The sequence below is a fragment of the Rhodoferax lithotrophicus genome (assembly GCF_019973615.1).
Classification (GTDB): domain Bacteria; phylum Pseudomonadota; class Gammaproteobacteria; order Burkholderiales; family Burkholderiaceae_C; genus Rhodoferax; species Rhodoferax lithotrophicus.
This window is the reverse complement of the sequence record NZ_AP024238.1, coordinates 822,110-842,174: the sequence shown is the minus strand read 5'-3', so window position 1 is coordinate 842,174 and position 20,065 is coordinate 822,110. Positions and strand designations below refer to the sequence as shown.

Genomic DNA, 20,065 nt, shown 5'->3' with positions numbered 1-20,065 from the left:
AGAATGGTCACCCCACAGCAATCCCCCCAACACACCTCGGCCCAGCCCACCCCATGCGTACCGACCCGTCCACCTTCCCCTCTGCTCCACAGGCTGCCGGCCTGTTGCTGGCGCAATTCCTTTTTGAATACCTGCTGGGCTCAGCTCTGCATGACTTGCGCGGGCTGCTGGGCCTCACCGGCGCGCAGATGACCGTGCTCGTCATGCTGTTGGCCAATGCCGTCATGATCACGGCGGTGATGCACATCCGCGGCATGAGCCACCGCAGCCTGATCCACCCGGCCCCGACAGCCCCCCTGCTGACGCTCTTGTTTCTGGTGCCGCCGGTGCTGCTTCTCGTGCCCTTTCTTGTGCTGTCGGATGTTGTGCTGATGGATGCGCTGGAGGCCATTCTTCCCGTCTCCAGCTGGGAGCAACAAACCCTCTCCAGCATGCTCGCCCCCACGCTGCCCACCTTCTTGGCCACCTGCCTGATTGCGCCGGTGGTGGAAGAAATGCTGTTCCGTGGCATCTTGCTGCGCGCCTTTCTGGCCCAGTACCCACGCGGCATCGCCATCGGCTATTCGGCGCTGTACTTTGGTGTGGCCCACCTGAACATCTACCAGTTTCTGCTGGCCTTTTTGCTCGGCCTGTTGCTGGGCTGGCTGTATGAACGCTCCCATTCACTGATTCCTGGCATTGCATTGCATGCGGGCCTCAACAGCTCGGTCATGCTGCTGGACATGTCCAGCACCGCCACGGCCAGTCAGGAACCACTGGCCGTCCCCTTGCCGGTCTGGTTCGCCGCTGCCGTCGCCGCCGCTCTGGGCTGCTTGATCCTGCGCCGCCTGTTGGGTCTGCGGCTGGCACGACGTTGAGGATGTGGCAGGCATCCGCTTGCTGCGCGCGCCAAACACGCCATCCTGCCCGGCAAGCCCAGCCTCACATCACTCCTATTATGAGAGTAACTTTCCCATGATTTACATGGGCTACAGCCTTAAAACACCCACAACAGTCGAGCACTCACCAGCGTACCCGAGCAGGCCAGGCCGCATCGCCCGACATTCATCCCCCGCGCCGTCCACATTTGACCTAGATTCGGCAGTTGAACGCGCCAAGGGAAATTTCAAACCCGGCTCTGACATTGACCTGACCCTGCACGGCCCAGACCTGACGCAAAAGCTGTGCAACAACATTGCCGAGGCACTGGATGATTTGCTGCTGCCCTACCGCATTGACTTGTCGGTGTTTGCAAATCTCCAACACCCTGAGCTTGAGGCACAAATTCAACGGGTGGGCGTGGTGTTTTTTGAGCGCGATGGGCGCGACCTTTAGTTTCAGCCTGCGTAGAACTCAAAGTGTGGATTGATTTGTCAATGTTTTCGGCGCAGCGGCGCAAACATTCGCAAACAGTCCGCCAAGCGCTACAAACTCAATAGCTGCTCACGCTTACGGAATAAGCTTCAGAGGCCAATTCTTCGTATAAAACTCAAACTTGCCAATTTCTGCTGCGGGTGGTACTGAAACCTTGCGCTATTTCGCGGCGCATCGGTTTGCAAAATACGCACGATGCTGATCCAAACTGCCTTGATGGAGCTGATGCGCGACGCAGTTTTGAAGACAAAACAGGTCATCATCATGACAAAATTGGGAGGGCAATCAGCAGAATCCGCTGAAGTTTTTATATGTCCTATTGGCTTCTAGCGCTTATCCTGATTGCGCAAGCAGCTATCTTTTTGATCAACCAATTGGATTCTGACCCCCATTACCCCTACGTTAAGCTTGGAGCAGGCAGCGCAAGCTGGCCCTTCGACAATCCGCAGTACCTGCTGCTGAACCTGGCAATCGGCGGCGACATGGGCGGCCCGGTTGACAATAGCATTTTCCCTTTACAGATAGAGGTGGATGATGTGCGTGCTTATCAAAAACTCTAATTGGTCAACGTGGGCAACTACGCGCAGGCACACCGCTGGCGCGCTGTCGACCCTGCTCTTGACCAGCATGCTTCAAGCTTGTGGAGGAGCGAGCGCAATGCCCAAGACCACATCCCCTTCCGCTCCAGTTGCCGCATTGGCCGCGCGCGCGTTTCCTTACCAAGCGACCTATACGACCGGTGTCATCCGGCCGACAAACGTCACGCAGGATGAAATGAATGCGGCCGTATCAACGCACTACACGGCATGGAAGCGTGCGTATATCCGCACAGATGGAGGACAAGGCTCGTGGGTCAAGTACGACAGCACTAATGCCACCGTTTCGGAGGCCCACGGTTACGGCATGGTGTTGTCGGCTTACATGGCCGACAAGTCGCTCTTGGACGACATGTTCCGATTCTTCAAAGCACACCCAAGCATCCACTCCGCTCACCTAATGGCGTGGAAGCAAAGCCTGAGCGGCAACGCCATGGTGGATGTGGCGGGCGGCGATTCTGCAACCGATGGTGATCTTGACATCGCCTATGCGCTGCTGCTGGCCGATGTGCAATGGGGCTCGGCCGGCAGCACAAACTATAAAGCCGAGGCACTGCTCATACTACACGACGTCCTCGCCAACGAAGTGAATCCGGTCACCGGTAACCTGACGACCGGCGACGCTGCCACTGGGGCCGATGCCGACCACACCCGGCCTTCCGATTTCATGACCGATCATCTGCTGGCGTTCGCGCAAGCCGACAGCGCCAACGCCGCCCGATGGAAGCAGGTCTACAGCACAGTGTCGGCTGCCGTGAACTACCAGTTCACGCACGGCAGCCAGAACACAGGCCTCATGCCGGACTTCATGGTGCTTTCCGGTGGCAATTTCATTCCTGTCCCGGGTCAATATCTGGAGACCCCGCACGACGGTGACTTTGCCTACAACGCTTGTCGTACCCCGTGGCGTCTGGCCATGTCGTTCATCTTGTACGGAAAAACAGACATGCTCAGCGCCCAGCAGCAGACCGCGGCCTGGATTGCCCGTGCCACCGCCGGCGTGCCCAACAAAATACGAGCTGGCTATTGGGTGACAAACGGCGCAAATGGCACGGTATATGCTGGCTATGACGATCTCGCGTTCACCGCGCCAATGGCCGTGAACGCGATGCTGGGCGGCCCGGCCGCACAAGCATGGCTCAATAGCCTTTGGACCTCGATTGCCGGCGGCGATTATCCCGTCACGGTCAACTACTATGGGGACTCGATCCGGTTGCAGGTGTTGCTGACAGTTTCAGGTAACTGGTGGGCGCCGTGACGATGCCGTTGCGCAACGTGGTGGCGTGCTGCGCGGGCAGTTTCAGGTACAAGGCATCATCCGCAGCGCCCTCGACATGATGATTACGGCCACCGCCATTGAGCATCAACTGGTGCTGGCCGCCCGCCATGTGTGCGAGTTTCTGGGCTGCTGTGTGTAAGTGGTCAACCCGTTTGAGCCGGCATAGTTGCGTCTGGGCAGGTCATCACGGGGTTTGTTGCGCCACGTTTTCACTCTCAAAATAAGAGCTTATTGCGCTTTATTGATGAGCGCTAGAGGCCTAAATGTTGCAAGGATTCAATTAATTTGAGCCTGGCCACTTTGATTTTTTATCGCGCAGCGTCCCCTGCACCGCCCGGTTAGGCTTCCCTCCTGCTTGGATGCATACGTTCCCGCAGTATCTTGGTCAGTTGACCTAGTGAAAGCGGACCTGCGTGCAATGTGGCTCGAATTGGCTCAAATGCGGAGAGCATTCTTCTGTGACCATCGATCGAGGGACAATGGCAATTAAAACTTCTGCCTTGAAACTCTTGAAATCGTTCAAGCTCATTGACCAAGAACATGGCTGTCGACATGTGCTCACTCTCGTTATTTCCGTCAAAACCCTGAAAGCGTGGGTTTTCGCCGAATGGTGCAGCGTCCTTGGCAAGCTTTTCTTTCTGTTCATCTGTGAGTTCTGAGTAGGCATGCTCTATGAAACTCCACATGTCGAGTATGTCTACTACCTCACGGACAACTGGTGGGTCATCTGACCGTTCAAATGGGATGCCGCTGTACTTCCATGGGACAGCCCATAAATGGTCGTTAAATATCGCTGATTTGATGAAGTCTGGCTGAATCTCCCCCTCGATACCAAGCTTCTCATACAAATCCGTAAGCATGAGGACAATCAGTTTCTCGCCATCAGTGAGTTTCATCGCTACGGTCCTTTAGTTTGTTTTCGCGTGTTCGCGCTTATCGTCCGAAAGTTGTTTCACAATCGGCATGAAGTTCTGAATCTTGTAATAAATGCTTTTGCCAAAGCGCGTTTTGTCCTCTACGGCCTTGGCCTCTGCAAGTCTCTCAATATCGTCTTTGAGGTCGTCGCACAGTGCGACCGCTTGATTTCCGAAAATATTGGAAAAGTGGTTGCACTGCTCAAGTACTAGACGCACATAGCCCTCAACCTCTTTGGCGATGTCGGCAGTATTGACACCTTTCGCCTGTTGCTGACTACAACTGGGGCCAATGCGGGCGACGACGCTTAACACTCTTTTTGTTTCAGAGTGGACCTGCGCGACTTCTGTGAGCCTGCGCCGATGCACAAGTTCGTCGTGTATCTGCTCGGCCTTGTTTGCCCATGCCTTGGATTTTTGCGCCTCTCGGAGTGCCCACCACGCACCAAAGATTGAAGCGATTGATCCAATAATTGAGAGCAAGCTTTCCATTTCGCTCGATGTCACTAAAGGAAGCCTCGCTAACGATCAGCGTTTATCCGCCGCGCTGCAATGCTCGTAGAAACCATAAACACCTCCCGCGGCTGATAAACCATGTTGGACTGAACCGCCTGTGTGGACGGTGGCGAATAGGGGGATTGAAAGCTTCTCCCCTGCGTGTGATGTCAGATCATAGCGGGACTGCAGCGTCGATCTGTTGGCAGACCGCCCAACTCACGCGCCAAACGACCACGCATTCGCGCCTGAGCGTTGCGTTTTGCGCCTTGCCGGGCGCTGTGCCAGCGTGAGGCACAGCCTAGCCCCGGCCAGCTTTGCCGCTGACGTGAAACCCTCTGCCAATTCCAGCCGTCTGCTTGTACCCCACGGTGGCCCCCGTTCCTGTGGCCAGGCCAGTGAACCCGGAACTGGCAACTGCCTGGCCCCAGCCAACACCTCCACCGTTCGCAAGTGCCCGACCTTGCACACCGGGCACAAGCCCACATCCATCTTGCTCACACGGGCCATAAAGACTTGAGCCGACTCCAGCGCCTGTGGGTTGAGTGCAGGCATCTGCAAGGCCAGCCGTGCCACCTTGAGCTTCTTACCCTTGCATGCAGATGCCAGCACCCCATAGTGCCGTATCCGCAACCCTACACCCCAACAAACCCAAAACGCTACAAACTCAATAGCTGCTTGCGCTTACAGAATAAGCGCCAGAGGCCAATTTTTGGCTATGTCTGAATTAGCTGTTGCAATTGGAATCTCCCCATAGCCTCACTCAGACAAATGGCTGGAGAGATGCTTTGGCGGTAGCGCTCCAACATGCGCCGCCAGCCAAGATAGTTTTCTAGATACTTGGTAGCCACCCCGTGAAAGCGTTTCATCCACTGCTTGAGGCGACTGTCATAAGCGTTGACATTTTGGATATGGAAAGCCCCCTCAATGACGTGTATGCCCTTGTGAACATTGATAGCGCGATGGGTCAGGCCCATATTGCGAGCAACCTTTTGATAAACCCGCGCACCATCCGTACACAGGATGGCATCCTTGTCCACCAAGGGGTCAAGCACGTCGGTGATATGGGATGCATCGATTTTTTGTAGCCGGAAATCAGCTGTTTGTCCGCTGCGATCACGTACTACCAATACGGCAATGTGCTCCCACGCAGCACCCACCCCAGCACGTTTGCGTGCGCACCGGGGCAGCTTGCGTTGCCCTTTGAAGGACTCCAGAAAGAACGTCTCATCAGCCTCGACAATTCCACCTTCATGCGCGGGGCGATGTGTGGCAGCGGCCTGCAGAAATCGATGCCGCCAGAGAAATGCGGTGTTTTTATCCACGCTGCAGCATTGGGCGGCCTGGCGCACGCTCACGCCCTCAATCAATGCCTGTGCATAGCCAAGCCATTGTTCGCGTTTGCGCAAGTGTGCCAAGGGCGTGCCGGTGAGCGCATTGCAGGTTTTGCCGCAGGCGTGGCAGCGCATGCGTGGCAGCCCATGGCTGTATCCCCAAGGTCGTAGTTGTTCGGCTGGGGCTTGACAGTTGGGGCACACGTTGGGGCCCTGAAGTACGCCAGCAATAGCTGCACCTGACGTATGGGGAAGCCCTTTGAGGGTTTCTCGTATCCTTGCCAGCTGCTTGGTGCTCAGAAATTCCAGCTGACTGAGAAGTTTGGCAAAGTCGCTAGGGTTCATGCTGCTCCTCCATGACTACTCTTCTCCTTCACTTTAGGCTGAACTCACATATCTTTCAACAGCTAATTCAGACATAGCCCAATTTTTCATACAAAACCGTCACGACTCAACCTCGCACCCAGGCAACTTTCTGCACGCCCAACGCCTGCAACCCACCCTGTGTCATCTTTGTCGCATCACAGACACCCCCTCATGACACAGCCCGACACACCAGCAATCCCCCTGTGCCACATCCGACAAAACCAGGCCAAAAACACCGTTTTTCAGGTGGCACGGATTTAGCTATTAACCCTGTGTGCGGCCATGGTCGGTCGCGAAAAGGGTTTTCATGCAGACAAATGCAAACACCAGTTCAACCCCTGCAAAGACGTATGTCAGCATCGGGCAGATCAAATCACTAGGCGCCAAGCTCGACCTACCCGCAGCGGGTGGCGGTTGTGGCACTTCAGGCGGCGAGGGCAAGGCCAGTTGTGGCTCGTCCGACGGCCCCGAGGACATGCCCCAGCACATCTGGGACAAGGTCAAAGACCACCCCTGTTACTCCGAAGAAGCGCATCACCACTTTGCCCGCATGCACGTGGCAGTGGCCCCGGCCTGCAACATTCAGTGCAACTACTGCAACCGCAAATACGACTGCTCCAACGAGTCGCGCCCCGGTGTGGTGTCGCAAAAACTCACGCCTGAGCAGGCCGTGAAAAAAGTGGTGGCGGTCGCCAGCGAAATTCCGCAAATGACGGTGCTGGGTATTGCCGGCCCGGGTGATGCGCTGGCCAACCCGAAGAAAACCTTTGACACCTTCCGCATGCTGCAAGAGCAAGCCCCGGACTTGAAGCTGTGTATTTCCACCAATGGCCTGGCGCTGCCCGATCTGGTGGATGAAATCTGCAAATACAACGTCGACCACGTCACCATCACCATCAACATGGTGGACCCGGCGGTGGGCGAAAAGATTTACCCCTGGATTTTCTGGAACCACAAACGCCTCAAAGGTTATGAAGCCGCCAAGGTGTTGCATGAACGCCAGATGCTCGGCCTGGAGATGCTCACCGCACGTGGTGTGCTGACCAAGATCAACTCGGTGCTGATTCCCGGCATCAATGACGAGCATTTGATTGAAGTGAACCGCGAGGTGAAAAAGCGCGGCGCTTTCCTGCACAACATCATGCCGCTGATCTCTGAGCCCGAGCACGGCACCGTGTTTGGCCTGACCGGCCAGCGTGGCCCCACTGCCTCTGAGCTGAAGGCCGTGCAAGATGCCTGCATGGGTGGTGCCAACCTGATGCGCCATTGCCGCCAATGCCGTGCCGACGCAGTGGGCCTGCTCGGTGAAGACCGCTCGGAAGAATTCACGATGGACAAGCTGGAGCAAATGGACGTGGTCTATGACCTGGACAAACGCCGCAGCTACCAGGAAAAAGTAGAACTTGAACGCAACGCCCAGCAAGCCGCCAAACAAGAAGCCCTGGCCGCTGCCAGCGCCATGCCTGCCAACGATGACCTGACCGTGCTGGTGGCCGTGGCCACCAAGGGCGGCGGCAAGGTCAACGAGCACTTTGGTCACGTCACCGAGTTCCAGGTGTTTGAAGTGTCTGCAACCAAGGCGCTGTTTGTGGGTCACCGTCGGGTCGATCAGTATTGCCAAGGCGGCGCGGGTGATGACGAGCAATTGCCATCGGTAGTGCGCGCCATCAACGACTGCCACGCCGTGCTGGTGGCCAAGATTGGCGCCTGCCCACGCGATGAGCTGACCGCCGCCGGGGTCGAACCGGTCGATGCCTATGTGGGTGAGTTCATCGAAAAAGCCGCCCTGAGCTGGTTCAACGACTACCGCGCACGCATTGCCAGCGGTGCCATCGTGCACCAGCACCGCGGCGACGCGCAGATTCGCCAGGGCGCTTACACCCACGCGGCAGACGGCGTGGCGCTGGCGGCCTGAGTGTTCCCTTCCACCCTTTAACCCCTCAACCCATTCAACTCATAGGAGCGTCATCATGACTCACAAAATCAACACCGAAACCTGCACTGGCTGTGATGCCTGCACACCCGAATGCCCAAATGCTGCCATCAGCATGAAAAAGGGCAACTACGTCATCAACGCCAGCTTGTGCAACGACTGCGAAAGCCACTTTGATGAGCCGCAATGTGTCTCGGTTTGCCCGGTCGACGGCTGCATCACCGAAGTCTGATCCTTCTCCACCTCACACCGTCATCATCATGTTGCCAAACGTCACCATCACCCCTGCTGCGGCCAAATTCATCAACCGCATCGTGCGCTTTTCTGGCCTGCCCGCAGGCGCAGGCTTGCGCCTGGCCGTGACTCCGGGCGGCTGCTCGGGCTACTCGTCCGAGTTCAGCCCGGAGGCCGCGCCTGCCGCTGGCGAGCAATTGCTTGAAGTCGGCGGTGTGCGCCTGTTCCTCGGGGCGGAGAGCCGCCTCATGCTCAATGGCATCACCATTGACTTCATCGAAACGGCGACCCAATCCGGCTTGAGCTTCATAGACCCCAACAAGGAAGCCTGTGCCTGCAGCAGTGCCGACACCGCCCCCAAAGTTGGCGTGACCAAGATCGAGATCAGTTCCATCGGGCGCGGCCGACCAGCCCCCGTGATGGCGCACTGAACCGGAATTACCACCATGAACGCCACCGGCCTGCACTTTGACGATGACCTGGCGGCCTTTGCCGACGGGGTCATCGGCGGGGGTTTGAGCCCGCAGGTCACCGCGCTGATCACCCAGGCCGGGCTGTTGCGCCATTTGCCGCAGCAAGCCCTGCCCTTGCTGGAGCAGGCGCGCGCCGATGCGCCACGGCATCCGGCACCGTTAATCGCGCTGTACCGTTTTTACTTTTACAGCCACCAACTGGCCAAAGCGCGGGCCATGGGCGAAGACGCCCTGGCCATTGCCCGCACGGCCTTAGGCCCTGATTTTGGCGATGTGCCCCCGGGTGACGAAGCCACACGCGGCGATGCGGCGGTGCGCTTTTACTTGTTTACCCTGAAAGGCCTGGCCTACCTGAACATGCGCCTGGGCGACATGGCCGAGGCGCATGTGATGTTGAGTGAATTACGCCGTCTTGACCCGCAGGATCATGTGGGCGCAGCCTTGCTGTGGCATGTGCTGACCCGCCATGAAAAGGGTGACGTATCCGAGGCCAACACCGCTTACCCGGTACGCGGCTGGGGCACACCATGAACACGACCAGCGTGCGTGCCCCGCAGGACGACATTGCCGCGCAACACTGGCAAGGTGGCCCGATTTGCTGCACCGACTGCGAATACAGCTACCTGCTCTCACTAGGTGAGGGCCAGGGCTGCGAGCCCGGCCACGCCTGCATGCAGGATGCCTATGCGCGCCGGATTGACCGCTTCTTTCGCTGGAACCCGATGCTCAGTGACGAGCAACTGGGCCACGCCTACTTTGAGGTGCGCGCCATTGCCGCCCGCCGGGCCAGCGTGTTTCGCCTGACGGCGCTGATCAACGACCCCGATGAAACCGTGCGCCTGCAAGTAGCCTTGCGTTTGCCGCAAACCCTGCTGGCCAAACTGGTGAATGACCCGCACCGCGAGGTGCGCATTCGTGTCGCCCAGCGCCTGGCCCCGCCCGCACTGGCCGCCTTGCGCCATGACCCGGACTACGGCGTGCGTGAACTGGTGGCGCAACGCCTGCCATTGCCGATTTTGTCGACCCTGGCCAATGACCCGGATCGCGCCGTGCGCATGCGGGTGGCGCAACGCCTGGAGATGCCCGCCCTGTTGCGCATGGCAGACGATACCGAAGCCGAAGTGCGCCGCATCGTGGCCGAGCGCCTGCCGGTGGCCCTGCTGTCGCACCTGAGCCACGATGCCGATTGGCGGGTGCGCTGGGAAGTGGCCCAACGTGCCGATGCCCACACCCTGCACAGCATGCAGGAAGACGCAGAGCCCGAGGTGCGCCAGGTCGTGCAAGACCGTCTGGCACACCACATCATCCCCCTGGGAGCAAGCCATGGCTGATATCAACCGCGATGACAACGAGATTGAGCTGGCATTCCCGCCACGCTTCAACTTTGGAGAGCGGGTGATTTCCCGCTCGGTGGTGCGCAACGACGGCACTTACCGGGGCTACGACGTAGGTGACGTGCTGGTCAACAAGGGCGACCTGGGCTATGTGGTCAGCATCAACACCTTTTTGCAGCAGTACTACATCTACGCGGTGGACTTTGTCGAGTCCGGCCACCGGGTCGGCATGCGCGCCAAAGAACTCTGCACGCTGGACAACCTGCCCGACGAGGTGCTGGCGCAGTTGGGTGATAAAGCCAGCGCACTGCACACCCTCGGATCTGCCAAACCTTTGAATGAGCTTGCGGGACAGACCGAAGTATTGCCACGCCAACAAGCTCTGACCTCAACTGATTAAAAACATCATGAACACCAGTACCAGCACCAGCGCCCCCGTCCTGCCCGGCATGGAACCCCGCGCCCCGGCTTACGCCTGGGGTCAATATGTGGTGGCGCTGGACGATTTGGTCAACGATGGCAGCTACCCGGATCGTCCGGCAGACGACCTGCTGGCCGCACGCGGCTCGGTCGGTGAGGTGGTCAACATCGGCCACGCATCGGAGCTGAATGAGCCGGTCTACCTGGTGCAGTTTGACGGCTGTGTGGTGGGTTGCCTGGAAATTGAGCTGGTGCCCGTGCCGCACGGCTGGCAACCGGAAACCGGAAACGGTGTGTGAACATGAGCGCGCCAGCACCTGCCCCTGCTCCCGCCAGCGCCAAGGTGCTGGACCTGGTGGTGCGCCGCCTGGAACTGGCCCTACGCGAGCGTGTGCGCTACCGCTATGTGCAGCCCAAGGTACTGCGTGAAGGGGAAAGCTTTCGCATCCAGAGCCCCTGCTGCTCACGCAAGGTAGACCCCAGCGGCGGCATGATTGACATTGCCCTGCTGGTGCCCCATGCGGGCAGCCACTGGTGTTTGTGCTCGCGTGACCATACGCAAAACACCTGGGAACCGCGGCATCAGGACAATTCACTCGACGTGCTGCTGGACTTGCTGTGTATCGACAGCGAACACCAGTTCTGGGTCTGACACATTGGCAGTCACAGCATGATCTACCTTGACCACAACGCCACCACCGCCCCCGCGCCCGAGGTGATCGCCGCCATGCTGCCGGTGTTCTCCAGCGGCTGGGCCAACAGCTCTTCACAACACGGGCCAGGGCAGCAAGCCAAGCGCACCCTGGGCGCTGCGCGGGCCACCGTGGCCCGCGTGCTGGGCTGCAAACCGGTGGAAGTGATCTTTACCAGCGGGGCCACCGAGGCCAACCACCTGGCGGTGCGTGGCCTGCTGGCGGCCAGTGCCCCAGAACGCCAGCGGGTGGTGTTTGGCAGCGTGGAGCATGCCGGCCACCTGAAGCTGGCGCACGCCTTGCGAGAAGCTGGCACGGTGGTCGACTTGATCCCGGTGCACCCCGATGGCACGCTGGATCTGGCCGCCGCCGCCGCGCTGATCGGCCCCGACGTGGCGCTGGTGTCCCTGATGGCCGCCAACAACGAAACCGGGGTGCTGATGCCGCTGGCCGAGGTGGCCGCCCTGACCCAGGCCGCCGGGGTGCGACTGCATGTCGATGCCACCCAGTTCATTGGCAAGCTGCCGTTTGTGTTTTCAAGCTGCGGGGCCGATGCGGTGTCGCTCTCGGCCCACAAGATCAACGGCCCCAAAGGGGTTGGCGCACTGCTGCTGCGCCAGGGTGTGCCACTGCAGCCGCAAACCCTGGGCAGCCAGGAGCGCGCCCGCCGGGGTGGCACTGAAAACCTGCCCGGCATTGTGGGTCTGGCCGCCGCCCTGGAGCGGCTGGGTGACCTCAGCACGGAGGCTCAACGTATCGCCCACCTGCGTGACACGCTGGAGGCCGGCCTGCGCCAGGCCCTGCCCGACACCCACATCTGGAGCCACAAGGTAGCGCGCTTGCCCGGTACCAGCTATGTGCGATTTGGTCAACTCTCGGCGGACGTGGTGCTGCAGCGGCTGGATCGCCTGGAAGTGGCGGCCTCCAGCGGCGCGGCCTGTTCATCGGGCGGTAGCCAGGCCTCTCACGTCTTGACCGCCATGGCGGTGCCTGAAGAACAAGCGCTGGCTGCCGTGCGTTTTTCGCTGGGGGCCAGCACCTCGATGGATGACATCCAAACCCTACTCAATACGCTGCCACCGCTGCTAGCACCCCTGTTGCACGAAGAATGTGCCACGGCTCCTTAAAGCGCCCTCAACCCTTATTTAACTTACCTGGAGCCCCCATGAAACTGATGATCCGCAAAGACAGCAAAGGTGTGCTGACCGGCTACGTGCCGAAAAAAGACCTGGAGGAACCCATCACCGCCATGGCCAATCCCGGCATGTGGGGTGGCTTGGTCACGCTGGCCAATGGCTGGCAGTTTGACCTGCCCGACATGCCCGCCGACACCCCCTTGCCCATCACCGTTGAAGCCCGCCGCCTGGCGATCACTGGCGAAGACTAAGGAATCACCATGGCGATCACCCCCGACTACCTGCGCAACGCCAGTGAAGTGATTGGCGCGGCCTCTTCCTTGCGGGATGCCGCCGCCCTCTGGCGTGCCCGTGATCCGGCCATGCGTGTGGTGGTGGTCGATGCCATGGACATGCGTGACGAAACCCCGGCGCTGAGGCTGGGCCATCGGCGCATCTACCTCGCCACCTCCAACGGCCATTGCTGGAACGTGACCGAGCAGCCGCTTGAGGCCACCGCACTGATCCTGACCGAGGACTGATCATGGAAGTTGATGTCATTTCCCTGTTTGAACCTGAATGTGGCCCGCGTGAAATTGAACTCGTCACCGCCGTGCTGCAATCTTCGCAGTGGGGCGACGGGCCGATGCTGGCATCGTTTGAGCGCGCCTTTGCTGGCTGGGTCGGCCGCAAACACGCGGTGGCCGTGGGCAGTGGCACGCTGGGCACCTGGATTGCGCTGCGCGCCTACGGCATCGGCCCCGGTGACGAGGTAATTTGCACCGCCCACACCTGGCACCAGGTGGCGCAGGCCATTACCCTGGCCGGGGCGACACCGGTGTTTGCCGACATCAATTACTGGACCGGCAGCTTGAGCCCGGAGAAGGCGGCACTCAAGATCACCCCGCGCACCCGTGCCATGCTGGCCGGCAACACCAACGGCCATCCGGCCGCCTGGACCGCCCTGCGGGCCTTGGCTGATGCCCATGGCTTGAAGCTGATTGAAGACAGCACCGAGGCCCTGGGCTCACGTTACCAGGGCCAGGTGGTGGGCACGTTTGGCGACGTGTCGGTGTTTGACTTTTCTGCCCCTTCGGCCTTGTGCACCGGTGAAGGCGGCATGCTGGTGACCGATGACGACACCCTGGTCCACGAGCTGCGCTACCTGCGCCAGCGTCGGCTGGCCGACCGCTCTTCCGTCTCGGTGGGTTCCCGTGTGCCCTTGCAGGCCGGCATGAGTGACATCACCGCCGCGCTGGGCCTGGCGCAATTGGCCGGGCTGGATGATCGGCTGGCGGCACGCCAGCAGGTGATCGCCTGGTACCACGACAACATGCAAAGCTTTGAGGGGGTCAAACCGCCCTACATCGGTGAAGGGGTGGACGAGGTCAACTGGATGCTCTACGTGGTGCACCTGGGCAAGCGCTTCTCGGGCAGCGCCCGCTCACAAATGATCGACGATTTACTGTCCTGCGGCATTGAGACCGCCGCCTACAGCCACCCGCTGCACCAGCAGTTTTATTACATGCAGGCGGAGGGCGCGATTGGCCGCCAGCGTGGGGTGCTGATCGACACCGACCGCATTGGCGACCGCGCCCTGGCGCTGCCCTTGCACACCGAGCTGGACGAACAGCAAGTGCAGTACATCATCAAAACCCTGAAAGACACCGCTACCAATGTTGGTGCCGGTGCCGCGATTTACTAACGAAAGAATGCCATGACTGACTTGATCCATGAAATTGCCACCAGCCTGTCCACTGGCGCGGTGATTCCCTACCTGGGGCCGGACATGTTGTCCCTGTGCGCCGATATCAAGGTACCTGGCACACCACTGGCACTGGCCGAAAGCATGACCGCCAAGGTCAGCGTGCCGCACAAAATCCGCAAACGCCTGACGCAGGCCGCGCAATTCATCGAGAACTTCAAGCACCGCAAATCGGTAGTGCACCTGATGAACGAGGCCTTTGCCACATCACCCGCGCCCTCGCCTTTTCACCTGGCTTTGGCCGGCAGTGGGGCCGGGCTGTGGGTCGATACCTGGTACGACGACACCATGGCCAGCGCACTGGCGCAAGTTGAACCCAAGACTGGCTGGGTACAGGTGCAGGGCTTGTCCCAATCCGAACACTTTGGTCAATGGACTGGGGCCTACGCGGCTGACGGCACCGCGCTGGCTGAACTCTCCGCAGCCCCTGGGCGCATGCTCTACAAACCCATTGGCAGCCACAGCCCGGCAGGCAACTACCTGGTGTCTGACAGCGACTACGTCGAGGTGTTGACCGAGATCGACATCCAGACCCCGATTCCCGCCGCCGTACAAGCCTGGCGCACTGGGCGTAACTTCTTGTTTCTGGGTTGCCGTTTTGACGACCAGCTCACCCGTTGTTTTGCCCGCCAGATCATGAAACGCTCCAGCGACCGCCATTGGGCCGTGTTGCCCCATGAACCGACCCGCATGGAAGCGCGTTTTCTGGCGGAACAAAACATCACCCGCATTGCCATGCCGCTGGCCGATTTTTCTGCCGCATTGATGGCGGCCATGCAACCCGCACTGGCAGCCTGACAGCCTTTCTTCACCTGTTTCCTTAACCACCTCGCGGGCCTGAGCCCCTTTTTCACCATGACCACACTCACCGTTCTCCCCTCTGGCAAGTCTTACGAAGTTGCTGCCGGCACCAGCCTGCTCAAAGCCCTTCAAGCCGCAGGCGAGCCCATCATCAGCAAATGTGGTGGCGAAGCCCGTTGCGAAAGCTGTCACGTTTTTGTGACGGCCGGGCGCAAGAGCCTGTCCAAAATCCAGCGTGTTGAAAACGAAAAACTCGACGGCATCGTCGGTGTCAGCTCCAGCTCACGGCTGGCTTGCCAGGCCATTCTGGGCGAAGAAGCGGTGACCGTTGAACTGCTGAAGTAACGCCCCCATGTCTTGCCGCCGCCCACCCTGTATTGGCCACGCTCCGTCCAGCGGGCAGAGCGGGTACTGACATGGTCGCGCCCATCCCGCTGCCCAACGTGCCGGTGCTGGATGTCGCCATCGTTGGTGCCGGGCTGTGTGGGCTGGCGTTGGCACGCACACTCAATACCCGCGGCCTGAACATCCAACTCTTCGAGGCGCGTGAACGGCTGGGCGGACGCATTCTGAGCGCCCATTGCGACACCAGTCAGCAGATGCTGGATCTGGGGCCCACCTGGTTTTGGTCGGAAACCGAACCACGCATCAGCGCGCTGCTGGGCGAACTGGGTATACCCAGCCAGGCCCAATACGACCCCGGTGATGCACTCTGGCTGACCGACCCTAACCGGCAACCCGAGCGCCGCAGCGAACCTGGCGGTGTACATGTGGGCGCACGCTGCATCACCGGCGGTGCCGCCCGCCTGATCCAGGCGCTGGCAGCCACACTGCCCCCCAACGGCATACACCTGGGCCGCGCCGTCACCGGACTGCGCGACCAGGGTGCCTACATGGAGCTGCAAACCAGCAACGGTAGCCCGATCCGGGCCCGCCAGGTGGTGCTGGCCTTGCCACCACGCCTGATCCACGAACACCTTCAATTCACCCCACCCTTACCCAGCGCCGTGTGGGAGGCCCTGACCAACGCCCCAACCTGGATGGCGGCGCAAGCCAAGTCGGTGACAACCTTCAAGCAAGCTTTCTGGCGTGCTGCCGGTCACTCCGGCAACGCTTTTGTTCGCCATGCCCAGGCCGTGCTGGCTGAAGTGTTTGACTGCAGCGATAGTGGCTCGGCCACTCATGGCGGTGCTTTGGGTGGTTTTGTGGCCCTGAACGCCGCGCAGCGTGAAAGCTTCCAGCGTGGCCTGCCCTTGCTGATCGACAGCCAGCTGGCCCAGCTTTTTGGACCACAAGCCCAGGACGGGCAACTGTTCCTGCAAGACTGGGCCCGCGAGCGCTGGACATGCAGCACACGTGATCGAGCCAGCCCACCAGAAGCCCCGTTCAGCGACCCCTTGCTGCGCCAACCTTTATGGCAAGGGCGCTTGTTTCTGGGAGGCAGCGAGACGGCGGCCCACGGTGTGGGCCACATGGAGGGAGCGCTCGAATCGGCTGACCGCATCGCCCATGCCATCTGCCGCACCCATGCCAGGGGACACTCGGCCTTGGCCCATACACCGCCGCCCACGGCTCCAGAAGAGGCGCAAGTCACACGCAGCACGGCCCTGGGCATGTTTGCGGCCAGTGTCCTGGAATTGCGCGGCATGGCCCCAGAACGCTACCGGCTGCATCTGATCCGCCTGCTGTCAAGCCAGCAGTCCGAGTGGCTGACACAACGCGCGTTGCTGGCCGTGGCCGATCAGGTTTACAGCGAATCCCTGGCGCGTCTGGACCACTTGCTGCCTGCGCTGGACACCCCCAACGCCGCAGTCACCCATGGCCGCCACGCACTCACCACCACCCTGCTGGCAGCCTTTGAGGGCTGGAACAAAGGACTGCTGGATGCCGCCCTGAGCTTCAACGCCACCTCTTGTGCCTTGTCGAACTTTCCCCTGGAACACCAGCCCGATGCCGACACCCTGCACGCCATTACCCTGGATCTGGCCGCGGCCTGGCGTGAATTTGCGCTGGAACTCAATACCCGGCTGCTGGTGGCTGCAAGTGAGACGTAGGCCATGACACACATCCTCCACAGCGCCCGGCTGGGCCTGATCGAACAAGCCGGCACAGCGGTGGCGATTCTGGTGGAGGGGCTGGAGCGCGACGAACTGCTGCGCTCGCGCCTGACCCGCCAGGAGGTGCTGCGCCAGCTCAATACCCTGACCCACAGCGTCGCCCAGGTTGCCCCGGCTGAGCGTGCACACATGCCCGAGCTGGACTGGGGCACATGGGATGCCATGCAACGGCGCTTGGCGCAGCCCGCAAGTGCGGCGCTGGACGAGGCGCTGTGGTTCGCCTGCGAGTCCCTGGTTCCCGCCACCTTGCTGTGGCTGCGGGTCTACCAGCAAAGCCAGCCAGAGCTGTTTCGCATGGCACCTTGATGCCATAAAAATAATAGCTACTTGCGCTTTATGGGAAAGGGCTAGAGGCCATTTATATACATAAAACCCGGTGAACCATCAGGTCGGCAAATCTGACTGACAAAATGGATAGAAAGGGGCTGGCCGCAGTTGCATAATGTTTGCAAGTATTTTTACAGGCAGGGATATCGAACCCAACCCCATCCGACACCAGCGGACCGATCATGTTTTCCAATTCAGACATCCAACGTGCGCAGTCCTGTGCCACCGACCCACGTCAGGCCGTGCGTGAGCTCCACACCAGCCTGCGGCAAGCAGACACGGCATTGATCGTTTTTTTCTGCTCCAGCAGCTACGACCTGGATGCCATTGCCGATGAGATCAACCAGCAGTTTGCGGGTATTCAGGTGGTTGGCTGCACCACGGCGGGGGAAATTGGCCCGGCGGGTTACCTCACGCACAGCCTGGTGGGAGTCAGTTTGACCGCCGCAGTCTGTACCGCCGTCACGGGTTGCCTGCCATCGCTGAAAACTTTCGATTTCACCCAGGGGCATACGTTTGCCCAGCAACTCTTGCAGCGCCTGGAAAGCCAGACCACGGAAGTCTCCTCACGCAACACCTTTGCCTTTTTTATGGTGGACGGGCTCTCGATCCGCGAAGAGCCGGTGGTGCAAACACTTCAAGCAGCGCTGGGAAGCATCACCCTGTGCGGTGGTTCAGCCGGTGATGACTGCAAATTCGAGCGCACCTGGGTTTTTCACGGCGGCGCGTTTCATGCCGACAGTGCCGTCCTGATGCTCATCCAGACACCGCTGCCCTTCAAAATCTTCAAAACCCAGCATTTTGTCAGCGAGAGTGAACGCCTGGTGGTGACCGAAGCCGATGTGGCCCGGCGCATCGTCACAGAAATCAACGGCCTGCCAGCGGCCCAGGAGTACGCCCGGATTCTGGGGGTTGAGCTGAAAGAGCTGAGGCCCTTGCATTTCGCCGCCAAACCGGTGGTGGTGGTGATGGACGGTACCGACTATGTGCGCTCCATCCAGAAAGTGGACCCCTCCGGGCCCCTGACCTTTTTCTGCGCCATCGACGAAGGGCTGGTGCTGCGCGTGGCGCGGGGTGTGGATCTGGTTCAAAACCTGTCACAGACTTTCGAGCGCATCAGGCAAGACATGGGCCCGATTGCCGTCACTTTCGGATGTGATTGTGTGCTGCGCAACATTGAAATCACCGAAAACCACCAAAAAGAAGCGGTTGCCCAAATTCTGAAAGACAACCACACGGTCGGCTTCTGCACTTACGGCGAGCAGTTTGGTGGGGTTCATGTGAATCAGACCTTTACCGGAATCGCCCTTGGCCAGCCGGGTGAGCGCCGTGATACCTGATTCCAACAACCCTGGCCCGGCAGCGCAGACGGCCGCGCTGCAAGCCGAGGTGACACGGCTGAAAAAGATGGTCACCGCCTTGATGAACCGTGCCGAGCGCGACATGAGCACCAAGAGCACGGATTTCGGCATCTTCCAGACAGCGGTCACGCTGGAAAAACAGGTGCGCGAGCGGACACAAGAGCTGGAAGCCGCCCTGCGCGACAACGAAGGCATGACCCGTGCGCTACAGCGCGAGAAAGAAGAGCAGCGGGTGCTGATCCAGGAGCTGGAAGCCGCACATAACCAGTTGCAACAATCCGAGAAACTGGCCTCGATTGGTCAGCTGGCGGCTGGCGTGGCCCATGAAATCAACAACCCGATTGGCTTTGTCAACTCCAACCTGGGAACGCTGAAAAACTACGTCAACGACCTGCTGCACTTGCTGGATGGGATCACCCAGGCGGTAACACCGCTGCTGGCCGACCGGCCAGACACCCGAGCGCAGATCGACAAGCTGGGCAAGGCGATTGATCTGGATTTTTTGCGTGATGACATCGGCAACCTGATCAACGAGTCCCTGGAGGGAACCTTGCGCGTGCGCCGGATTGTTCAGGATCTGCGCGATTTTTCACGCAGTGGTGCCCAGAATCTGGAGCTGGCCGACCTGCATGCCGGGTTGGAAAGCACCCTCAATGTGGTCTGGAACGAGATCAAATACAAGGCTGAAATTGTGCGCGAACTGGGCGTGCTGCCCACGGTGGAGTGCCGCCCCTCCCAGATCAACCAGGTTTTCATGAATCTGCTGATCAATGCCGCCCAGTCGATGACGGATCGGGGCCACATCACCCTGCGCAGTGGCCGCAGCGACGACCGGGTGTGGATAGCCATTTCGGACGACGGCGCAGGCATTACGCCAGACATCCAGGCACGGATCTTTGACCCCTTTTTCACCACCAAACCGGTCGGCCAGGGCACGGGGCTGGGCCTGTCGGTGTCTTACGGCATCATCGCCAAACATGGTGGGCACCTTGAGGTGAAAAGCCAGCCGGGCGCAGGCAGCACTTTCACGATCTGGCTGCCTATCCGGCAGCCTCAAGTGGCCGCCACGCCGCCGTAAATCACGGTCTGGCTGACGTGGATTGACCACAATCAAACTGGTGTTGGTGTCTGGATTAATCACTCAATGTCGGGTATT

General features: G+C 60.0%; 27 protein-coding genes. 23 read left to right on the top strand and 4 right to left on the bottom strand.

Annotation, left to right across the window (positions count from 1 at the left end; translation table 11 throughout):
* Positions 1-53 precede the first annotated feature (53 nt).
* The 5 genes from LDN84_RS03935 to LDN84_RS22850 all read left to right on the top strand — a co-directional run bounded on the left by LDN84_RS03935 (position 54) and on the right by LDN84_RS22850 (position 3,367).
* Complete coding sequence (locus LDN84_RS03935; RefSeq protein ID WP_223908608.1) at positions 54-857, top strand: CPBP family intramembrane glutamic endopeptidase; 804 nt, start codon at positions 54-56, stop codon at positions 855-857.
* Between the two features lie 97 nt (positions 858-954).
* Positions 955-1,314 carry a nucleotidyltransferase domain-containing protein gene (locus LDN84_RS03930; RefSeq protein WP_223908605.1) on the top strand — a complete coding sequence of 120 codons (360 nt, stop codon included), beginning with the start codon at positions 955-957 and terminating at the stop codon, positions 1,312-1,314.
* 350 nt (positions 1,315-1,664) lie between these two features.
* Positions 1,665-1,913: a glycoside hydrolase family 16 protein gene (locus LDN84_RS03925; RefSeq protein WP_223908602.1), complete on the top strand. Its 249-nt coding sequence runs from the start codon at positions 1,665-1,667 to the stop codon at positions 1,911-1,913.
* A gap of 97 nt (positions 1,914-2,010) precedes the next feature.
* Positions 2,011-3,207, top strand: a complete 1,197-nt coding sequence (locus tag LDN84_RS03920) for a family 8 glycosyl hydrolase (RefSeq protein WP_223908594.1) — start codon at positions 2,011-2,013, stop codon at positions 3,205-3,207.
* A gap of 25 nt (positions 3,208-3,232) precedes the next feature.
* Complete coding sequence (locus LDN84_RS22850; protein WP_255610454.1) at positions 3,233-3,367, top strand: PIN domain-containing protein; 135 nt, start codon at positions 3,233-3,235, stop codon at positions 3,365-3,367.
* Positions 3,368-3,566: 199 nt separating this feature from the next.
* On the opposite strand, the gene LDN84_RS03915 is transcribed toward LDN84_RS22850, so the two are convergent.
* The 4 genes from LDN84_RS03915 to LDN84_RS03900 form a co-directional block, all read right to left on the bottom strand.
* On the bottom strand, positions 3,567-4,124 hold the full coding sequence (locus tag LDN84_RS03915) for a YfbU family protein (RefSeq protein ID WP_223908592.1): 558 nt from the start codon (positions 4,122-4,124) through the stop codon (positions 3,567-3,569).
* A gap of 12 nt (positions 4,125-4,136) precedes the next feature.
* Positions 4,137-4,634: a hypothetical protein gene (locus LDN84_RS03910; protein ID WP_223908590.1), complete on the bottom strand. Its 498-nt coding sequence runs from the start codon at positions 4,632-4,634 to the stop codon at positions 4,137-4,139.
* Positions 4,635-4,856: 222 nt separating this feature from the next.
* Positions 4,857-5,249, bottom strand: a complete 393-nt coding sequence (locus tag LDN84_RS03905; RefSeq protein WP_223908589.1) for a hypothetical protein — start codon at positions 5,247-5,249, stop codon at positions 4,857-4,859.
* 104 nt (positions 5,250-5,353) lie between these two features.
* Positions 5,354-6,316, bottom strand: a complete 963-nt coding sequence (locus LDN84_RS03900; protein ID WP_223908577.1) for an IS1595 family transposase — start codon at positions 6,314-6,316, stop codon at positions 5,354-5,356.
* Between the two features lie 328 nt (positions 6,317-6,644).
* Between LDN84_RS03900 and nifB the strand changes: the two genes are divergently transcribed.
* The 18 genes from nifB (at position 6,645) to LDN84_RS03810 (ending at position 19,987) form a co-directional block, all read left to right on the top strand.
* On the top strand, positions 6,645-8,252 hold the full coding sequence (gene nifB / locus LDN84_RS03895) for a nitrogenase cofactor biosynthesis protein NifB (protein WP_223908568.1): 1,608 nt from the start codon (positions 6,645-6,647) through the stop codon (positions 8,250-8,252).
* A 55-nt stretch (positions 8,253-8,307) separates the two neighbouring features.
* Complete coding sequence (locus LDN84_RS03890) at positions 8,308-8,502, top strand: 4Fe-4S binding protein (RefSeq protein WP_223908561.1); 195 nt, start codon at positions 8,308-8,310, stop codon at positions 8,500-8,502.
* Positions 8,503-8,530: 28 nt separating this feature from the next.
* Positions 8,531-8,935 carry a HesB/IscA family protein gene (locus LDN84_RS03885; RefSeq protein WP_223908550.1) on the top strand — a complete coding sequence of 135 codons (405 nt, stop codon included), beginning with the start codon at positions 8,531-8,533 and terminating at the stop codon, positions 8,933-8,935.
* A gap of 15 nt (positions 8,936-8,950) precedes the next feature.
* Positions 8,951-9,508, top strand: a complete 558-nt coding sequence (locus LDN84_RS03880; protein ID WP_223908546.1) for a tetratricopeptide repeat protein — start codon at positions 8,951-8,953, stop codon at positions 9,506-9,508.
* On the top strand, positions 9,505-10,308 hold the full coding sequence (locus LDN84_RS03875) for a 4Fe4S-binding leucine-rich repeat protein (protein ID WP_223908543.1): 804 nt from the start codon (positions 9,505-9,507) through the stop codon (positions 10,306-10,308). The genes LDN84_RS03880 and LDN84_RS03875 overlap by 4 nt, the downstream gene beginning before the upstream one ends.
* The gene (locus LDN84_RS03870; RefSeq protein ID WP_223908539.1) at positions 10,301-10,711 is read left to right on the top strand and encodes a nitrogen fixation protein NifZ; all 411 of its coding nucleotides are present in this window, start codon (positions 10,301-10,303) and stop codon (positions 10,709-10,711) included. The genes LDN84_RS03875 and LDN84_RS03870 overlap by 8 nt, the downstream gene beginning before the upstream one ends.
* Positions 10,712-10,718: 7 nt before the next feature.
* Positions 10,719-11,030: a nitrogen fixation protein NifZ gene (locus LDN84_RS03865; RefSeq protein WP_223908537.1), complete on the top strand. Its 312-nt coding sequence runs from the start codon at positions 10,719-10,721 to the stop codon at positions 11,028-11,030.
* Positions 11,031-11,032: 2 nt separating this feature from the next.
* Positions 11,033-11,383: a DUF3024 domain-containing protein gene (locus LDN84_RS03860; RefSeq protein ID WP_223908530.1), complete on the top strand. Its 351-nt coding sequence runs from the start codon at positions 11,033-11,035 to the stop codon at positions 11,381-11,383.
* A gap of 18 nt (positions 11,384-11,401) precedes the next feature.
* The gene (locus LDN84_RS03855) at positions 11,402-12,550 is read left to right on the top strand and encodes a cysteine desulfurase family protein (RefSeq protein WP_223908522.1); all 1,149 of its coding nucleotides are present in this window, start codon (positions 11,402-11,404) and stop codon (positions 12,548-12,550) included.
* A 38-nt stretch (positions 12,551-12,588) separates the two neighbouring features.
* Positions 12,589-12,810, top strand: coding sequence for a putative nitrogen fixation protein NifT (gene nifT, locus LDN84_RS03850; RefSeq protein ID WP_223908519.1), 222 nt, complete (start codon positions 12,589-12,591; stop codon positions 12,808-12,810).
* Between the two features lie 9 nt (positions 12,811-12,819).
* Entirely contained in the window at positions 12,820-13,080 is a 261-nt protein-coding gene (locus LDN84_RS03845; protein ID WP_223908515.1) for a hypothetical protein, read from the top strand.
* 2 nt (positions 13,081-13,082) lie between these two features.
* Positions 13,083-14,243: a DegT/DnrJ/EryC1/StrS family aminotransferase gene (locus LDN84_RS03840; RefSeq protein WP_223908512.1), complete on the top strand. Its 1,161-nt coding sequence runs from the start codon at positions 13,083-13,085 to the stop codon at positions 14,241-14,243.
* Between the two features lie 12 nt (positions 14,244-14,255).
* On the top strand, positions 14,256-15,101 hold the full coding sequence (locus LDN84_RS03835) for an SIR2 family NAD-dependent protein deacylase (RefSeq protein ID WP_223908509.1): 846 nt from the start codon (positions 14,256-14,258) through the stop codon (positions 15,099-15,101).
* A gap of 57 nt (positions 15,102-15,158) precedes the next feature.
* Positions 15,159-15,449, top strand: coding sequence for a 2Fe-2S iron-sulfur cluster-binding protein (locus LDN84_RS03830; RefSeq protein ID WP_223908506.1), 291 nt, complete (start codon positions 15,159-15,161; stop codon positions 15,447-15,449).
* 71 nt (positions 15,450-15,520) lie between these two features.
* Positions 15,521-17,158 (top strand): flavin monoamine oxidase family protein, encoded by a 1,638-nt coding sequence (locus LDN84_RS03825; protein WP_223908503.1) that lies wholly within the window; start codon positions 15,521-15,523, stop codon positions 17,156-17,158.
* Positions 17,159-17,161: 3 nt separating this feature from the next.
* Complete coding sequence (locus LDN84_RS03820; RefSeq protein ID WP_223908491.1) at positions 17,162-17,527, top strand: hypothetical protein; 366 nt, start codon at positions 17,162-17,164, stop codon at positions 17,525-17,527.
* 203 nt (positions 17,528-17,730) lie between these two features.
* A complete protein-coding gene (nosP, locus tag LDN84_RS03815) occupies positions 17,731-18,888 on the top strand; it encodes a nitric oxide-sensing protein NosP (RefSeq protein ID WP_223908488.1) in 1,158 nt (385 codons plus the stop codon).
* On the top strand, positions 18,857-19,987 hold the full coding sequence (locus tag LDN84_RS03810; RefSeq protein WP_223908485.1) for an ATP-binding protein: 1,131 nt from the start codon (positions 18,857-18,859) through the stop codon (positions 19,985-19,987). The genes nosP and LDN84_RS03810 overlap by 32 nt, the downstream gene beginning before the upstream one ends.
* Positions 19,988-20,065: the final 78 nt, after the last annotated feature.

What these genes read in the sequence shown, in the direction of transcription:
- LDN84_RS03935 (WP_223908608.1), top strand. Translation starts at nt 54, where the DNA reads ATGCGTACCGACCCGTCCACCTTCCCCTCTGCTCCACAGGCTGCCGGC.
- LDN84_RS03930 (WP_223908605.1), top strand. Translation starts at nt 955, where the DNA reads ATGATTTACATGGGCTACAGCCTTAAAACACCCACAACAGTCGAGCAC.
- LDN84_RS03925 (WP_223908602.1), top strand. Translation starts at nt 1,665, where the DNA reads ATGTCCTATTGGCTTCTAGCGCTTATCCTGATTGCGCAAGCAGCTATC.
- LDN84_RS03920 (WP_223908594.1), top strand. Translation starts at nt 2,011, where the DNA reads ATGCCCAAGACCACATCCCCTTCCGCTCCAGTTGCCGCATTGGCCGCG.
- LDN84_RS03915 (WP_223908592.1), bottom strand. Translation starts at nt 4,124, where the DNA reads ATGAAACTCACTGATGGCGAGAAACTGATTGTCCTCATGCTTACGGAT.
- LDN84_RS03910 (WP_223908590.1), bottom strand. Translation starts at nt 4,634, where the DNA reads ATGGAAAGCTTGCTCTCAATTATTGGATCAATCGCTTCAATCTTTGGT.
- LDN84_RS03900 (WP_223908577.1), bottom strand. Translation starts at nt 6,316, where the DNA reads ATGAACCCTAGCGACTTTGCCAAACTTCTCAGTCAGCTGGAATTTCTG.
- nifB (WP_223908568.1), top strand. Translation starts at nt 6,645, where the DNA reads ATGCAGACAAATGCAAACACCAGTTCAACCCCTGCAAAGACGTATGTC.
- LDN84_RS03890 (WP_223908561.1), top strand. Translation starts at nt 8,308, where the DNA reads ATGACTCACAAAATCAACACCGAAACCTGCACTGGCTGTGATGCCTGC.
- LDN84_RS03885 (WP_223908550.1), top strand. Translation starts at nt 8,531, where the DNA reads ATGTTGCCAAACGTCACCATCACCCCTGCTGCGGCCAAATTCATCAAC.
- LDN84_RS03880 (WP_223908546.1), top strand. Translation starts at nt 8,951, where the DNA reads ATGAACGCCACCGGCCTGCACTTTGACGATGACCTGGCGGCCTTTGCC.
- LDN84_RS03875 (WP_223908543.1), top strand. Translation starts at nt 9,505, where the DNA reads ATGAACACGACCAGCGTGCGTGCCCCGCAGGACGACATTGCCGCGCAA.
- LDN84_RS03870 (WP_223908539.1), top strand. Translation starts at nt 10,301, where the DNA reads ATGGCTGATATCAACCGCGATGACAACGAGATTGAGCTGGCATTCCCG.
- LDN84_RS03865 (WP_223908537.1), top strand. Translation starts at nt 10,719, where the DNA reads ATGAACACCAGTACCAGCACCAGCGCCCCCGTCCTGCCCGGCATGGAA.
- LDN84_RS03860 (WP_223908530.1), top strand. Translation starts at nt 11,033, where the DNA reads ATGAGCGCGCCAGCACCTGCCCCTGCTCCCGCCAGCGCCAAGGTGCTG.
- LDN84_RS03855 (WP_223908522.1), top strand. Translation starts at nt 11,402, where the DNA reads ATGATCTACCTTGACCACAACGCCACCACCGCCCCCGCGCCCGAGGTG.
- nifT (WP_223908519.1), top strand. Translation starts at nt 12,589, where the DNA reads ATGAAACTGATGATCCGCAAAGACAGCAAAGGTGTGCTGACCGGCTAC.
- LDN84_RS03845 (WP_223908515.1), top strand. Translation starts at nt 12,820, where the DNA reads ATGGCGATCACCCCCGACTACCTGCGCAACGCCAGTGAAGTGATTGGC.
- LDN84_RS03840 (WP_223908512.1), top strand. Translation starts at nt 13,083, where the DNA reads ATGGAAGTTGATGTCATTTCCCTGTTTGAACCTGAATGTGGCCCGCGT.
- LDN84_RS03835 (WP_223908509.1), top strand. Translation starts at nt 14,256, where the DNA reads ATGACTGACTTGATCCATGAAATTGCCACCAGCCTGTCCACTGGCGCG.
- LDN84_RS03830 (WP_223908506.1), top strand. Translation starts at nt 15,159, where the DNA reads ATGACCACACTCACCGTTCTCCCCTCTGGCAAGTCTTACGAAGTTGCT.
- LDN84_RS03825 (WP_223908503.1), top strand. Translation starts at nt 15,521, where the DNA reads ATGGTCGCGCCCATCCCGCTGCCCAACGTGCCGGTGCTGGATGTCGCC.
- LDN84_RS03820 (WP_223908491.1), top strand. Translation starts at nt 17,162, where the DNA reads ATGACACACATCCTCCACAGCGCCCGGCTGGGCCTGATCGAACAAGCC.
- nosP (WP_223908488.1), top strand. Translation starts at nt 17,731, where the DNA reads ATGTTTTCCAATTCAGACATCCAACGTGCGCAGTCCTGTGCCACCGAC.